Genomic DNA, 13,709 nt, shown 5'->3' with positions numbered 1-13,709 from the left:
GGCGCGAGACCACCGGCGGCCCCTCGCCGGGCCACCGGTGGCCGCTCAGGAAGTGCTCAGCACTGGGGCCGACGGCCGTGATTGGCCCCGCGCTTGGCTCGTGCCTTCTTCTTGCGACGTCGCTTCGACGACATGGCCACTCCTCTCCCGACGGGGTGCGCTGACCCCGGATTCCACCGTGGCACATCGGGCCGCGACGGGCCTCCGGAGCGCGTACGGGAGGGGGATCGGTGAGCGCGGCGGCCGCGCCGGCCGCCCGGGCCCGGCGCGGTCTCCGCGCGTCGACCCGCACACCGGAGCGGTCGACGGCCCGAGTCGAACCTCCGCTGCTCAGAGTATTTTTGACTGCCCATCAGATCCGTTGCTCACGCCCCCCGGGGCACGCCGCGGCATCGCGGATACGGCCGCGCTCGACCCGGGCGAGCGGGCGGAACCGCGCGGGCGGGGAGTGGTCCGGCACTGCCGGGGGCCGGCCCCGACGACCGGGGCCGGCCCCCGGCGGTCAGAACGCCGAGGTGTAGGCGGTGAGGAACGGCGCCGACACCGGCGATCCGGCGGCGTTGAAGCAGATCGTGTAGAGCTTCACCGTGCCGGCGCTGCGGGCCCACGGCAGGGCCAGCCCGCACCAGCCCGGGCCGGGGCCGTACGCCGTGGCGTGCGCGGTGTCCGAGGGGACGGCCACTCCGGGCAGGGTGATGGTGAACGGGACCGAACCGGCCAGCGTGTTGGTCGCGCCGCTGGAGTTGAAGTTCGTCGCCGCGGGGACCCCGCCGTTGAACCAGAGGTAGCCGAACGACTTCGGCGGGAACGCCGGCCCGTGCAGGGCGCGCTTGAGGGAGTAGCTCAGCGTCCACCGGGTGTCGTACGGCGCGCCCGCCGCGTCGAAGCAGCTGACCACCACGGTCTGACCGGACGCCGCCGGCGCCCAGTCGGCCACCTTGCAGCGCGCGCCCTGGACCGCGTCGACCGCGGTGACCTCGATGTTCCCGGCAGCGGTGGACAGGCCCAGACCGGGCAGCCAGGCCTTCCAGATCCCGGTCGAGCCGTGACTCACCGTGTTGACCGCGCCGGCGGAGTTGTACTGCGCGAGCACCGCCCCGGAGATGTCCGAGAAGGTGTAGCCGTAGGAGCCGCCGGCCGGCGACGGGGTCCCGCTGCTGGTGGTGTAGAGCACGGTGAACAGCGTGTTGTCGGGGGCGCCGCCCGGCCGGTAGCAGTTCACCGCGACGTCCTGCCCGGTGCCCGCCGTGGACCAGCCCTTGATCTGGCACCAGTTGCCGGTACGGCCGACGGCGGTGGCGTGGGCGATGCCGCCCGGGCCGGCGATGAACGGGAAGTGCACGAGGTACGAGCCGACCGCGAGCTGGTCGACCTTGACGGGGTTGCTCGCCGGGGAGGGCCAGCTGCCCCACTGCCGGGTGGGGTCGGGAACGTACCCGGCGGGCGGGGTCGGGTTGTCGAGGAACGCGAAGCCCCAGCGGTCCGGCACGGCGGCCCGGGCGGGGCCGGCCGCCGGCAGGGCGACCGCCACCACGGCGGCCAGCATGGTCAGAACGAGCAGGACGGCGCGGACGGGTCTGAACGACGGCGCGACAGTGCGGGCATGCATGGGCGTACTCCCTGGGTGGTGAGGAGGGGTGTGCGGCCTGCGTCGGTGCAGCCTGCGCTACGAGCCCGCTCCCGGTCCCCGGGGCGGGCCGTGGCCGAGTGGGACGCACCGGTGCCCGGAGAGCCCGGTGGTGTCCGACGTCGGCCGACGCTGTCGGGGTCAGGCCGACGGCGCCTCACATCGTAGGAGCGCACCGGCCGCAGGCCCAGGCCTCTGGCATGTCCCGGAGGGCGGTTGTCGGCCGTTCGCCGGACCGCCCCACCCGCCCCGGCGGCGCCCGCCGGACGCTGCGCCCCCACCGGCCGGTGGCCACCGGCACCCGGGACCTCACGGCCGGTCGGCCGCCCCAGCCGTACCGCGCCACCGGCGCCGCGGCGGTGTCCGGAACCCGGCCCGGCGGGGTGGGCGGGGCCCGTACGGCGGGCCGGCGCGCCCGGCCCCGGACGCCCCGCCCGTCGCGGAGTGCGACCGCCACCCATCCGGCCTATGGTCGGTGTACGGGGGCACGGCAGGGCGAGCGGTCCGCCGCTCCCGGAGACGACGTGCCGGCCCCTCCCGGCGAAGGAGATGGACCGGTATGACCAGCGCGTCCGAAACCCCCGTGCTCGACACCCTGGCCGCCATGACGCTCGACTCGGTCGAGCGGTGCGGCCTGCCGGTGGACACCTTCCTCCTCACCCGGATCGCGGCGCTCGTCGCGATGGACGCACCACCGATGTCCTACCTGGCCCACATCGGCGCCGCCGACGGAGCCGAGCTGACGGCCGCACAGCTCCAGGACGTGCTGGTCGCCATCGCGCCGATCGTGGGCACCGCCCGCGTGATGTCGGCGGCCGGGCACATCGCGGAGGCCCTCGGCATGGCCATCGCGGTGGCCGAGACCGACATCGCGGCGGGCGGCTGACACCCTTCCCTCCACCGCCGGGCGGCGTGCCGCGAGGCCGGCGGCCGCCGCGGCCACCCGAACCGGGTGGCCGGTCGACACCGTCCGGGCACCCGGTGACCGGACGCCCCGCGCCCGGGCGCGCCGGGAGCGTCGTGCCCGGCGCCGGGCGAAGACCGAGGAGACGCGCAGCATGGCGTCCCGTTCCCTCCTGAGTGCCCGCTGGTCCGCCCGGGCGGCCCTGGCCTGTGTGCTGGGCGCGGTGGCCGTGCTGGTGGGCACGGTCGGCGCCGGCGGCATCCTGGTGCTCGCCGGCGGGCTGGCCGGGCTGGCGCTCACGGCGGCCGGGACGTGGTGGGTGGTCTCCCACCACGGGGTCGTCCGGCTGGCGGGCGCCCTGCTCGTGGTCGCGGCGCCCGCGGCCGTCGTGGTGGGCTATGCCCGGGCCGGGCTCTGGCCGGTGGCGCTGGCCGCGCTCGCCCTGTGGGCGGTCGCCGCGGCGTTCGCGCGGTCGGCGCTGCGCGCGGCCCGGCCCTTCCACGGCATGCGGGCGGTGGCCCGCGCACTCCCCCGTCACCCCGTGCTGATCATGAACCCGAGGTCCGGCGGCGGCAAGGTCGACCGGTTCGCCCTGGTGGAGCGGGCCGAGGCCCTGGGCGCCCGGGTCGTCCTGCTGGACACCAAGACCCACGTGGACGTCGCCGAACTCGCCCGCCGGGCCGTCGCGGAGGGCGCGGACCTGCTCGGCGTGGCCGGCGGCGACGGCACCCAGGCCACGGTGGCCGAGGTCGCCGCCGAGCACGACCTGCCGTTCCTGGTGATCTCGGCGGGGACGCGCAACCACTTCGCCATGGACCTCGGCCTGGACCGCGACGACCCGGCCCGCTGCCTGGACGCGCTGACCGACGGGGTGGAGCTGCGGGTCGACCTGGGCACCGTGGGCGGCCGGGCCTTCGTCAACACGGCCTCGTTCGGCGCCTACGCCGAGATCGTGCAGACCCCGCAGTACCGCGACGCCAAGGCCGGCTCGGCCCTCAGCGCCCTCCCCGACCTCCTCCTCGGCCACTCCGGGCACGCCCTGGAGGCGGTGCTGGCGGACGGCACCCGGCTGACGGGACAGCAGGCGCTGCTGGTCAGCAACAACCCGTACGCGGCTCCCGAACCGACCGTGGTGGGCAACCGCCGGCCGCGGCTGGACCGGGCGACGCTGGGGGTGGTGGGGATCCGGGTGGGCAACGCGTCGCAGGCCGCCGCCGTGGCGCTGCGGGGCAGCCGGGCGGCGGGCCTGCGCGTCCTGACCGCGCCCCGGGTGGTGGTCGACGCCGATGCCGGGCGGATCTCGGTCGCCGTGGACGGGGAGGCGCTGCGGCTCCCGACCCCGGTCACCTGCGCCGTCCGGCCCGGTGCGCTGCGGGTGCTGGTGCCGCGCGACCGCCCGGGGGCCCCGCCGGCCCGGCCCGCCATGGACTGGCGCGAGGTCGCGGCCCTCGCCCTGGGCCGCCGGCCCCGGTCGGAGTGACGGGGCGCCTGGAGACGGGGGCCCGCGGCGGTGGGGCGCGTCGGAGCGCCCGCGGCGGTGGGGCGCGTCGGAGCGCCCGCGCGCCGGTCGCGGACTTCGACCGCCCTGCGCGGGTTCCGGTCGCGCCGGGCCCACCGGACCGGCGCGCCGTCGAGCACCGGCAGCGTACGCCGGTCCGCCCGGACCGTCCGGGGAACACCGCTTCGGGGGAACGGCCTTGACGGTTCACCGGGGCCGGCGTCCACCGCACATCACCTGCCGAAGTCCTCCGCACGGCCCGTCGAAGGCCCGTCGAAGGCCCGTCGCAGACCTCGGCTTAGCACGAACTCGCCACGCTGCGGGGGGATTTCCCGAGGATACCCCTCACATGAGCGAACCCCGCCCCGGCCACGGTACGACGGGCCCGGGACAGGGCAAGTCTGGTGCCTGTGCTCAGCCGGCCGGCCCGGTCCGGCCGGCGTCCGGGTTCCGCGGAACGTGCGACAGAGCCACACCGAATCGGCTATAAAACACTGTTACTGATCTTTCGTCAGGAATGTCCCGGAGTTCCGGTTGTCCCGACCCCGGGCCGGGTCCCGGCGCGCACCCTTCGCGCCGGGGCCGCCCGGCCGGGTGCGGGCGCCGGTCCGCCCACGGTCCGGCGCCGCCGGAGCCGGCCCCGCCCACTCTCCCCACTCCTTCGAGCGCTTGAGGATGCTGATGCTTCGTGCTGGATCGTCACCCGGAGGCCGACGCCCGGCTCCCGTTCTCGTGTGGCTGGTGCCCACGGTCGTGACGGCGGGCGCCGCTGTCGTCGCCGCGCTGGTGGTCTCCACCGGCGCCCGCGCGGGGGTCCTCTGGTCCGGAGCGGTGGGCACCGCGGCGGTGGCGGTGGTGGCGGCCGAGACGGCCCGCCGGGGCCGCGCCCTCGCCGCCCTGCGCGAACGGTTCGCCCTCCAGGAGAACGAGCTGCGCCGCCGGCTGGCCCGGCAGGAGGCCGAGACCCTCCGGCTCGCCCAGACGACCATGCCCGAGGCGATCGCCCGGCTCCGGCGCGGCACCTCGACCGACGAGATCGTGCGGTCGTACGAGCCCCAGGACACCGGCACCGGCCCGCAGTTCCACGCCGCCCGGCTGGCGGTGCTGCGCAGCATCCTGGAGATCGTCGACACCGAGGAGGGCATGCGCGAGGCCACCCAGCGGGCCTTCGTCAACATCGCCCGCCGCGTTCAGGCGATCGTGCACCGGCAGGCCCAGGAACTGCGCCAGATGGAGGACCGGCACGGCAACGACCCGGCGGTCTTCGAGGACCTGCTGCGCCTGGACCACGGCAACGCCCTGATCGGCCGCCTCGCCGACAGCATCGCCGTCCTCGGCGGCGCCCGCCCCGGCCGCCAGTGGCGCAGGGCGGTCCCGCTGTACAGCGTGCTGCGCGGTGGCATGTCGCGCATCCTCGACTACCGCCGGGTGGAACTGCACCCGGTCTCCCAGGTCGCCGTGGTCGGACCGGCCGTCGAGCCGCTCATCCACGCGGTCGCCGAGCTGCTCGACAACGCCACCCGCTACTCCCCGCCGCAGACCAGCGTGCACCTGACCGCCGTCGAGGTGCAGACCGGCATAGCGATCGAGATCGAGGACGGCGGCCTCAGCCTGAGCGAGGAGGGCCGGGCCCGCGCCGAGCGGATGCTCCTGGAGGCGCAGGCCGGCATCGACCTCAACGACCTCGGGGAGACCCCCCGGCTCGGCCTGGCCGTGGTCGGACGGCTCGCGCAGGCCTACGGGTTCCAGATCTCGCTGCGGCCCTCCGCCTACGGCGGGGTGCGCGCGGTGCTGATCGTGCCGCAGGAGCTGATCACCACGGCCCCCGCCACCGGCCGGGCCCACGGCATCGGTGCCGCCGCGAACCCCCTGCCGGCGCCGGACACCGCGCCCCGGCCCTCGGAGCGGACGCGTCCGGTGTCCGTCTCGCGGCCCTGGGGTTCGCGGACCGTCGCCACCGCCTCGCAGCCGTTCCCGGTCGGCGACGACGTGCCGGTGGTGACCGAGCGGACCGCGAACGGCCTGCCCCAGCGCCGCCGCCACGCCGCGCCCTACCGACGGGGCGCGGCCGAATCCCCCCGGATCGCCCCGGCCCCCCGGGCCCCGGAGCCCGCGCCGGCCCAGGCGCCGGCCCAGCCCGGTATGTGGCTGGCCGCGTTCACCGAGGGGGTGAACGGCCACACGCCGTCCACCGACACGGCCGGCCCCACCAGCGAAGAGTCGTCAGGGAAGAGCGAGCAGTGATTCAGCAGCGGAGCAACATGGACTGGATGCTCAAGGATCTGGCGGAGAGCGTCCCGTACACCCGGCACGTCGTCGTCCTCTCCGCCGACGGTCTGCGGATGGCCCAGCACGGCACCGACAACGACACCGCCGACCGGCTCGCCGCGGCCTGCGCCGGCCTGCAGAGCCTCGCCGCAGCGGTCGGGCACGAGTTCCCGCACAGCGACGGCCGGATGCGGCTGGTCGTGATCGAGATGGGCGGCGGCTTCTTCTACCTGATGGCGGCCGGCGCCCGCGCCTACCTCGCCGTGCTCGCCGACGAGGGCGTGGACGCCGGACTGATGGGCCAGCGGATGCGCGACCTGGTCGCCCGGATCGGCGAGCACCTCACCACACCGGCGCGCAACGGCGGGCAGGTCGCGTGAGTGCGACCGACCAGGACTGGGACGACGGAGAAGCCGAACGCCTCTACGTGATCACGCGCGGCCGCGGCGGACCGGCCGAGCAGACCACGTTCGACCTGGTCACCCTGATCGTCTCCCGGGCGCAGCCGATTCCCTCGATGCAGCCGGAGCACGCGGCGATCCTGCGGATCTGCGGCTCGCCCCTGTCGGTGGCCGAGATCTCCGCCTATCTGCGACTGCCGATGAGCGCGGTCACCGTCCTCCTGGCGGACCTCCTCGCCGAGGAGCTGATCGAGGCCCGGATGCGGGTCCCCCAGGCCATCCTTCCCGAACGCGCCCTGCTGGAGGCGGTGATACATGGACTTCAGAGACTCTGAGACGGCCCTGGGCCCGCAGCGCGCCGACCTCCTGCCGGCCTCGGCCACCACGGCGGTCAAGGTGGTGATCGTGGGGGGCTTCGGGGTCGGCAAGACGACCCTGGTCGGCTCCGTGAGCGAGATCCGTCCGCTGACGACCGAGGAGACGATGACGCAGGCCGGAGCCGACGTCGACGACACGGCCGGGATCGAGCGCAAGACGTCGACCACGGTCGCGATGGACTTCGGCCGGATCAGCATCAACGAGGAACTGGTGCTGTACGTGTTCGGCACCCCCGGGCAGGAGCGGTTCTGGTTCCTCTGGAACGGCCTGTTCGAGGGTGCGCTCGGCGCGGTCGTGCTCGTCGACACCCGTCGGCTCGAAGTCAGCTTCGAGGTCATCGGACGGCTGGAGGACCGCGGCGTGCCGTTCGTCGTCGCGGCCAACACCTTCCCCGAGTCGCCGAGTTACCCCGTCGAGGAGCTGCGGGCGGCGCTCGACCTGCCGCCCGAGGTGCCGATCGTGGACTGCGACGCCCGCACCCGCGAGTCCAGCCGTGACGTGCTCCTCGCCCTGATGCGCTACCTGTACGACCGCCCGGCGCCCTAGGGGGAACGGCCCGGCCACCGCGCTCCCCGGCCGGTGCCCGGGCCGTGCCCCCGCCGCCCTTCACACTCCCCCCGCCCGCGACGGCCGCCTCCGAGTGGCCGCCCCGCCCCGACCCCGGAGACACCGTGACCCCCCCGTTCCCTGAGGACGCCCTGCCCACCCCGCCGCCCGGCTGCCCCGCGCACGGCCTCGCCACCGGCGGTTCCGGTACCGGCGGCCTGGGCGCCGGCGGCCTCCGGCGGCTCTACGGGCCCGAGGCCGAGGCCGACCCGGCGGGCCTGTACGAGAAGCTGCGCGCCGAACACGGCGAGGTGGCACCGGTCCTGCTGCACGGCGACCTCCCGGCCTGGCTGATCGTCGGCCACTCCGCGAACCTCATCGCGATGCGCACGCCCTCCCGGTTCTCCCGGGACTCCCGGCGCTGGTCGGCCTTCCAGAACGGGCTGGTCTCCCCGGACTCGCCGCTGATGCCGGTGATCGCCTGGCAGCCGCTCTGCGTGTTCGCCGACGGCGAGGAGCACAAGCGCCTGCGCGGCGCCGTGACCGACGGGCTGAACAGCTTCGACCGGCGCGGGGTGCGGCGCCACGTCACCCGCTTCACCGACCAGCTCGTCCAGGAGTTCGGCCCCACCGGCCGGGCCGAACTGGTCACCCAGTTCGCCGAGCACCTGCCGATGCTCGTGATGACCCAACTGGTCGGCATGCCGGAGGAGTACGGCCCGCACCTGGTCTCCGCCGCCCGCGACCTGATGAAGGGCACCGAGACGGCCATCGCGAGCAACGACTACGTCGTCGCGACGCTGCGCCGGATGATGGAGCGCAAGCGGGTCTCCCCCGGCCCCGACCTGGTGTCCCGGCTGATGCAGCACGAGGCCGGGCTCACCGACGACGAAGTCCTCGAACACCTGCGGGTCGTCCTGCTCGCCGCGAACGAGACGACCGTCAACCTGATCGCGGACACCCTCAAGATGGTCCTCACCGACCAGCGGTTCCGCACCCACCTCTCCGGCGGCCACATGACCCTGGCCGACGCCCTGGACCAGGTGCTCTGGGACGCGGCGCCGATGTCGCTGGTCGCGGGCCGCTGGGCGACCGGCGACACCGAACTCGGCGGGCAGCAGATCAAGGCCGGCGACATGCTCCTGCTCGGCCTCGCGGCCGGCAACTCCGACCCGGCCATCCGTCCCGACCTGGCCACGCCCCTCCACGGGAACCGCTCCCACCTGGCCTTCGGCGCCGGTCCGCACGAGTGCCCCGGCCAGGACATCGGCCGGGCCATCGCCGAGACGGGGATCGACATCCTGCTCACCCGCCTGCCGGACCTCCGCCTCGCGGTCGAGGAGGAGGAGCTGAGCTGGACGTCGGCCTGGATCTCGCGCCACCTGTCCGCCCTCCCCGTCGAGTTCACCCCGAGGACGCCCGAGGGCGAGCGGCGGGCCCCGACCGGCACGCTTCCGCCGCCGCGCAGCGTTCCCTCCACGCCGCCGCCCGCCACGGCGCAGGCCGTCGGGGCACAGGCCACCGCGTCGCAGGCCGTCGGGGTCGAGCCGGCCGGTCCGGCCGTCGCCGAGGACGCGCTCGCCGCCGCCGTCACCGTGCCCCGGCCGCGGCGCTCCTGGTGGGACGCGCTGACCCGGTGGTTCCGGCCCTGAGCCGCTCCGGTCCCTGAGCGGGTCCCGGCTCCGGGCTTCCGGCTCTGAGCCGGGCCCCGGTCCGGCACAGGCCTCGGTCCGGCCCCGCTCCCCGGTCCGGCACAGGCCTCGGTCCGGCCCCGCTCCCCGGTCCGGCTCAGGCCTCGGTCCGGCCCCGCTCCCCGGTCCGGCTCAGGCCTCGTCCAGGTCGACGGCGGCCGTGCCGTGCAGCACCCGCCCGGCCACCCGTGCCTCCTCCAGGCTCCGGGTGAAGACCTCGATGCGCTCCCGCGGCTCCAGGGACATCAGTCCGGGCGGCCACGTTCCCGGCGGCACCACGAGCACGACGGCCCGGCCGCGCTCCTCGGCCGCCGACTCCCAGCCGGGCGAGACCTCGACCGGGGAGGCGGGCTCCCACACCTGCCGCCCGCCGACCAGGACCAGCCTGGCCAGCAGCGGGCCGCGCACCTCCAGCACCCCGGTGGTGTCCGGTGGGTCCCCCGCCGCCAGCGTGAACCCGCTGTCCACCAGGTTCTCGACGAGTTCGCCGTGCAGCGCGGCGCCGACCTCCACGATCACCTCGGCGAGCGGCGGCCCGTCGGCCGTCTCGCGGATCGCCAGCGCCCACACCATCGGCGCCCGCTGCGGGCCCGTGCCCGCCTCATCGGACATCCGGCCCACCGCCCGCCCGCACGCGGCGCTCCGAGCCGAACGGACCGGCCGGGTGCGGCCGGTGACCTCCCGTCCGGGACGGGGCCGGCGCCCGCCGGGCGCGCCCGCCGGGAGTCACCTCGCGAGGGCCTGGGTGAACCGCACCAGGTTGCCGGCCGGATCGCGGAACCCGCAGTCGCGGACGCCGTAGGGCTGGTCCATCGGCTCCTGCAACACCTCCCCGCCGGCCGCGCTGACCCGCTCGAAGGCGGCGTCGCAGTCGTCCGTCGCGAAGATGACACCGCGCAGCAGCCCCTTGGCCATCAGCTCCGCCATGGCCTGCCGGTCCGCCGACGAGGCGTTCGGGTCGGCGAGCGGCGGTTCGAGCACGATGTTCACGTCCGGCTGCGAGGGCGCGCCGACGGTCACCCAGCGCATCCCCTCGAACCCGACGTCGTTGCGCACCTCCAGGCCGAGCACGTCGCGGTAGAAGGCGATCGCCTTGTCGTGGTCGTCGACGGCGATGAAGCACTGCGAGAGCCTGATGTCCATGCCGCCCAGGCTACGACCGGGGGGCTGCGCCCGCTTCTCCGTTCCTGACCGGCCGCGTGTGGATCTTGGCGATGCAGGCCGGGACGGCGGCGCCGTCCTCGTGGTCACGGGCCCGGTAGCTGCTCGGGTTCTCGCCGACCAGCTCGGTGAAGCGGGTGCTGAACGAGCCGAGCGACGTACAGCCGACCGCGAAGCACACCTCGGTCACCGTGAGGTCGCCGCGGCGCAGCAGCGCTTTGGCCCGCTCGATGCGGCGGGTCATCAGGTAGCTGTAGGGCGTCTCGCCGAAGGCGGCGCGGAAGCTGCGGGAGAAGTGGCCCGAGGACATCAGGGCATCCCGGGCCAGGGCGGCGACGTCCAGTGGCTCGGCGTAGTCGCGGTCCATCCGGTCCCGGGCCCGCCGCAGCCGGACGAGGTCGTCGAGCTCTTGCCGCTTCACCCGGCCAGTCTCCCACAGCGCCCCGGACCGGGGCCGGGCGCGGACCCCACCGCCCGCCCGCGCGGACGCCGGGGTCCGCGCGGGCGGGGGCGGGGGGGTCAGGCTCCGACGTAGGCGGCGAGGTGCTCGCCGGTCAGCGTCGAGCGGGCGGCCACCAGCTCGGCCGGGGTGCCCTCGAAGACGATCCGGCCGCCGTTGTGGCCGGCGCCGGGGCCGAGGTCGATGATCCAGTCGGCGTGGGCCATGACCGCCTGGTGGTGCTCGACGACGATGACCGACTTGCCGGCGTCGACGAGCCGGTCGAGCAGGCCGAGCAGCTGTTCGACGTCGGCGAGGTGAAGACCGGCGGTCGGCTCGTCGAGGACGTAGACGCCGCCCTTGTCGGCCATGTGGGTGGCCAGCTTGAGCCGCTGCCGCTCGCCGCCGGAGAGGGTGGTGAGCGGCTGGCCGAGGCTGAGGTAGCCGAGCCCGACGTCGGCCAGCCGGCCGAGGACGGCGTGCGCCGCCGGGGTGCGCGCCTCACCGGCGCCGAAGAACTCCTCCGCCTCCGTCACCGACATCGCGAGCACCTCGCTGATGTCGCGGCCGCCGAGCCGGTACTCCAGCACCGCCGCCTGGAACCGCTTGCCCTCGCACTCCTCGCAGGTGCTGGCGACGCCGGCCATCATCGCGAGGTCGGTGAAGACGACCCCGGCGCCGTTGCAGGTCGGGCAGGCGCCCTCGGAGTTGGCGCTGAACAGGGCCGGCTTCACCCCGTTGGCCTTGGCGAACGCCTTGCGGATCGGGTCGAGCAGCCCGGTGTACGTCGCGGGGTTGCTGCGCCGCGAGCCGCGGATCGGGCTCTGGTCGACCGAGACCACGCCCTGCTCGGCGCCCAGCGGGCCCTTGACCAGCGAGCCGTGCACGAGCGAGCTCTTGCCGGAGCCGGCGACACCGGTGACCACGGCCAGCACCCCGAGCGGGATGTCGACGTCGACGTCGCGCAGGTTGTTGGCCGTCGCGCCCCGGACCTCCAGCACGCCGGTGGGCTTGCGCACCTCCTCCTTGACGGCGGCCCGGTCGTCGAAGTGGCGGCCGGTGACGGTGCCGCTGGCCCGCAGCCCCTCGACGGTGCCCTCGAAGCAGACGGTGCCGCCCGCCGTGCCGGCGCCCGGGCCGAGGTCGACGATGTGGTCGGCGATCACGATCGTCTCCGGCTTGTGCTCCACCACGAGCACCGTGTTGCCCTTGTCCCGCAGCCGCAGCAGCAGGTCGTTCATCCGCTGGATGTCGTGCGGGTGCAGCCCCGCGGTGGGCTCGTCGAAGACGTAGGTGGTGTCGGTGAGCGAGGAGCCGAGGTGGCGGATCATCTTGACCCGCTGGGCCTCGCCGCCGGACAGCGTGCCGGACGCCCGGTCCAGCGCGAGGTAACCCAGACCGATCTCCACGAACGAGTCGAGGGTCTGCTTCAGCGCGGTGAGCAGGGGCGCCACCGACGGCTCCGTGAGGCCGCCGACCCAGACGGCCAGGTCGCTGATCTGCATCGCACAGGCGTCGGCGATGCTGATCCGCCCGATCTTCGACGACCGGGCGCCCTCGCTGAGCCGGGTGCCCTCGCACGCGGGGCAGGTGGTGAAGGTGACCGCCCGCTCCACGAACGCCCGGATGTGCGGCTGCAGGGATTCCTTGTCCTTGGACAGGAAGGACTTCTGGATCTTGGGGATCAGGCCCTCGTAGGTGAGGTTCACCCCCTCGACCTTCACCTTGGTCGGCTCCCGGTAGAGGAAGTCCTGCATCTCCTTCTTGGTGAACTTCCGGATCGGCTTGTTCGGGTCGAGGAAACCGGACTCGGCGTAGACCCGCACCGTCCAGAAGCTGTCCGACTTCCACCCCGGGATGGTGAACGCTCCCTCGGCGAGCGACTTGGAGTCGTCGTAGAGCTGGGTGAGGTCGATGTCGGAGACGCTGCCCCGGCCCTCGCAGCGCGGGCACATGCCGCCGGTGCGCTGGAAGGTCGCCTTCACCGTCTTCTTGTCGCCGCGCTCGACGGTGATGGCCCCGCTGGCCCGGACGGAGGGCACGTTGAAGGCGTAGGCGCTCGGCGGGCCGATGTGCGGCTCGCCCAGCCGGCTGAAGAGGATGCGCAGCATCGCGTTGGCGTCGGTGGCGGTGCCGACCGTGGAGCGGGGGTCGCTGCCCATCCGCTGCTGGTCGACGATGATCGCGGTGGTCAGCCCTTCGAGGACGTCGACCTCGGGCCGTGCCAGCGTCGGCATGAAGCCCTGGACGAAGGCGCTGTAGGTCTCGTTGATCAGCCGCTGCGACTCCGCCGCGATCGTGCCGAACACCAGGGAGCTCTTGCCCGAGCCGGAGACACCGGTGAGCACCGTCAGCCGGCGCTTCGGGATCTCGACGCTGACGTCCTTGAGGTTGTTCACCCGCGCGCCGTGCACGCGGATCACGTCGTGGCTGTCGGCAGCGTGCGGCGCAGTCGGCTGCGCGTCCGTCCTCTTGGCCATGCCTGTCGTCTCTCCATCCGTCGTGCGGGCCGCCCTCGCGGGCTGTGTCGGCGGCACCGGCTCGATCCAACCAGGTCCCACCGACACTCTCGTGTCCCCGGCCGGGCCGGCGGACCTCGCCGATCCGGCCGTGTCGCCCGCGGGGTCGCGGAACCAGGCTAGGCGCGAGCGGGCGGTCGCGGCTTCTCGGATCCTGATCGGTCCGGGTGCCCGCCCGGCGGCCGCGCGGGCGCCTCCGGTCGCGGTCGCCGGCCTTCGATCACGGTCCGCGGTCACGGCTACCGGCTACCGGCTACCGGCTACCGGCACGAGGGGA

General features: G+C 74.7%; 13 protein-coding genes. 7 read left to right on the top strand and 6 right to left on the bottom strand.

Annotated elements, in window-relative coordinates:
• Nucleotides 1–56: 56 nt before the first annotated feature.
• The gene (locus tag ABT263_RS38870; protein ID WP_465606175.1) at nt 57–134 is read right to left on the bottom strand and encodes a 50S ribosomal protein bL37; all 78 of its coding nucleotides are present in this window, start codon (nt 132–134) and stop codon (nt 57–59) included.
• A 368-nt stretch (nt 135–502) separates the two neighbouring features.
• On the bottom strand, nt 503–1,609 hold the full coding sequence (locus ABT263_RS05435; RefSeq protein ID WP_352287831.1) for a hypothetical protein: 1,107 nt from the start codon (nt 1,607–1,609) through the stop codon (nt 503–505).
• A 577-nt stretch (nt 1,610–2,186) separates the two neighbouring features.
• Here ABT263_RS05435 and ABT263_RS05430 point away from each other — a divergent pair.
• The 7 genes from ABT263_RS05430 to ABT263_RS05400 all read left to right on the top strand — a co-directional run bounded on the left by ABT263_RS05430 (nt 2,187) and on the right by ABT263_RS05400 (nt 9,274).
• Nucleotides 2,187–2,513, top strand: a complete 327-nt coding sequence (locus ABT263_RS05430; protein WP_352287828.1) for a carboxymuconolactone decarboxylase family protein — start codon at nt 2,187–2,189, stop codon at nt 2,511–2,513.
• A gap of 172 nt (nt 2,514–2,685) precedes the next feature.
• The gene (locus ABT263_RS05425; protein WP_352287825.1) at nt 2,686–4,011 is read left to right on the top strand and encodes a diacylglycerol/lipid kinase family protein; all 1,326 of its coding nucleotides are present in this window, start codon (nt 2,686–2,688) and stop codon (nt 4,009–4,011) included.
• A 699-nt stretch (nt 4,012–4,710) separates the two neighbouring features.
• Nucleotides 4,711–6,273 carry a sensor histidine kinase gene (locus ABT263_RS05420; protein ID WP_352287822.1) on the top strand — a complete coding sequence of 521 codons (1,563 nt, stop codon included), beginning with the start codon at nt 4,711–4,713 and terminating at the stop codon, nt 6,271–6,273.
• Complete coding sequence (locus ABT263_RS05415) at nt 6,270–6,677, top strand: roadblock/LC7 domain-containing protein (RefSeq protein ID WP_329485730.1); 408 nt, start codon at nt 6,270–6,272, stop codon at nt 6,675–6,677. Before ABT263_RS05420 ends, ABT263_RS05415 begins: the two co-directional genes overlap by 4 nt.
• The gene (locus tag ABT263_RS05410) at nt 6,674–7,033 is read left to right on the top strand and encodes a DUF742 domain-containing protein (RefSeq protein WP_352287819.1); all 360 of its coding nucleotides are present in this window, start codon (nt 6,674–6,676) and stop codon (nt 7,031–7,033) included. The genes ABT263_RS05415 and ABT263_RS05410 overlap by 4 nt, the downstream gene beginning before the upstream one ends.
• A complete protein-coding gene (locus ABT263_RS05405) occupies nt 7,014–7,622 on the top strand; it encodes a GTP-binding protein (protein WP_329485733.1) in 609 nt (202 codons plus the stop codon). The genes ABT263_RS05410 and ABT263_RS05405 overlap by 20 nt, the downstream gene beginning before the upstream one ends.
• Before the next feature lie 125 nt (nt 7,623–7,747).
• On the top strand, nt 7,748–9,274 hold the full coding sequence (locus tag ABT263_RS05400; protein WP_352287817.1) for a cytochrome P450: 1,527 nt from the start codon (nt 7,748–7,750) through the stop codon (nt 9,272–9,274).
• Between the two features lie 171 nt (nt 9,275–9,445).
• On the opposite strand, the gene ABT263_RS05395 is transcribed toward ABT263_RS05400, so the two are convergent.
• The 4 genes from ABT263_RS05395 to ABT263_RS05380 form a co-directional block, all read right to left on the bottom strand.
• Nucleotides 9,446–9,925: a hypothetical protein gene (locus ABT263_RS05395; RefSeq protein ID WP_352287814.1), complete on the bottom strand. Its 480-nt coding sequence runs from the start codon at nt 9,923–9,925 to the stop codon at nt 9,446–9,448.
• A 114-nt stretch (nt 9,926–10,039) separates the two neighbouring features.
• Complete coding sequence (locus ABT263_RS05390) at nt 10,040–10,456, bottom strand: VOC family protein (protein ID WP_329485738.1); 417 nt, start codon at nt 10,454–10,456, stop codon at nt 10,040–10,042.
• 10 nt (nt 10,457–10,466) lie between these two features.
• Nucleotides 10,467–10,841, bottom strand: a complete 375-nt coding sequence (locus tag ABT263_RS05385) for a helix-turn-helix transcriptional regulator (protein ID WP_329491999.1) — start codon at nt 10,839–10,841, stop codon at nt 10,467–10,469.
• A gap of 152 nt (nt 10,842–10,993) precedes the next feature.
• On the bottom strand, nt 10,994–13,393 hold the full coding sequence (locus ABT263_RS05380) for an ATP-binding cassette domain-containing protein (protein ID WP_352287811.1): 2,400 nt from the start codon (nt 13,391–13,393) through the stop codon (nt 10,994–10,996).
• Between the last annotated feature and the right edge of the window lie 316 nt (nt 13,394–13,709).

The organism is Kitasatospora sp. NPDC001603 (assembly GCF_040298365.1).
GTDB lineage: Bacteria > Actinomycetota > Actinomycetes > Streptomycetales > Streptomycetaceae > Kitasatospora.
The sequence above is the reverse complement of the archived record's forward strand: the minus strand, read 5'-3'. Positions and strand labels throughout refer to the sequence as shown.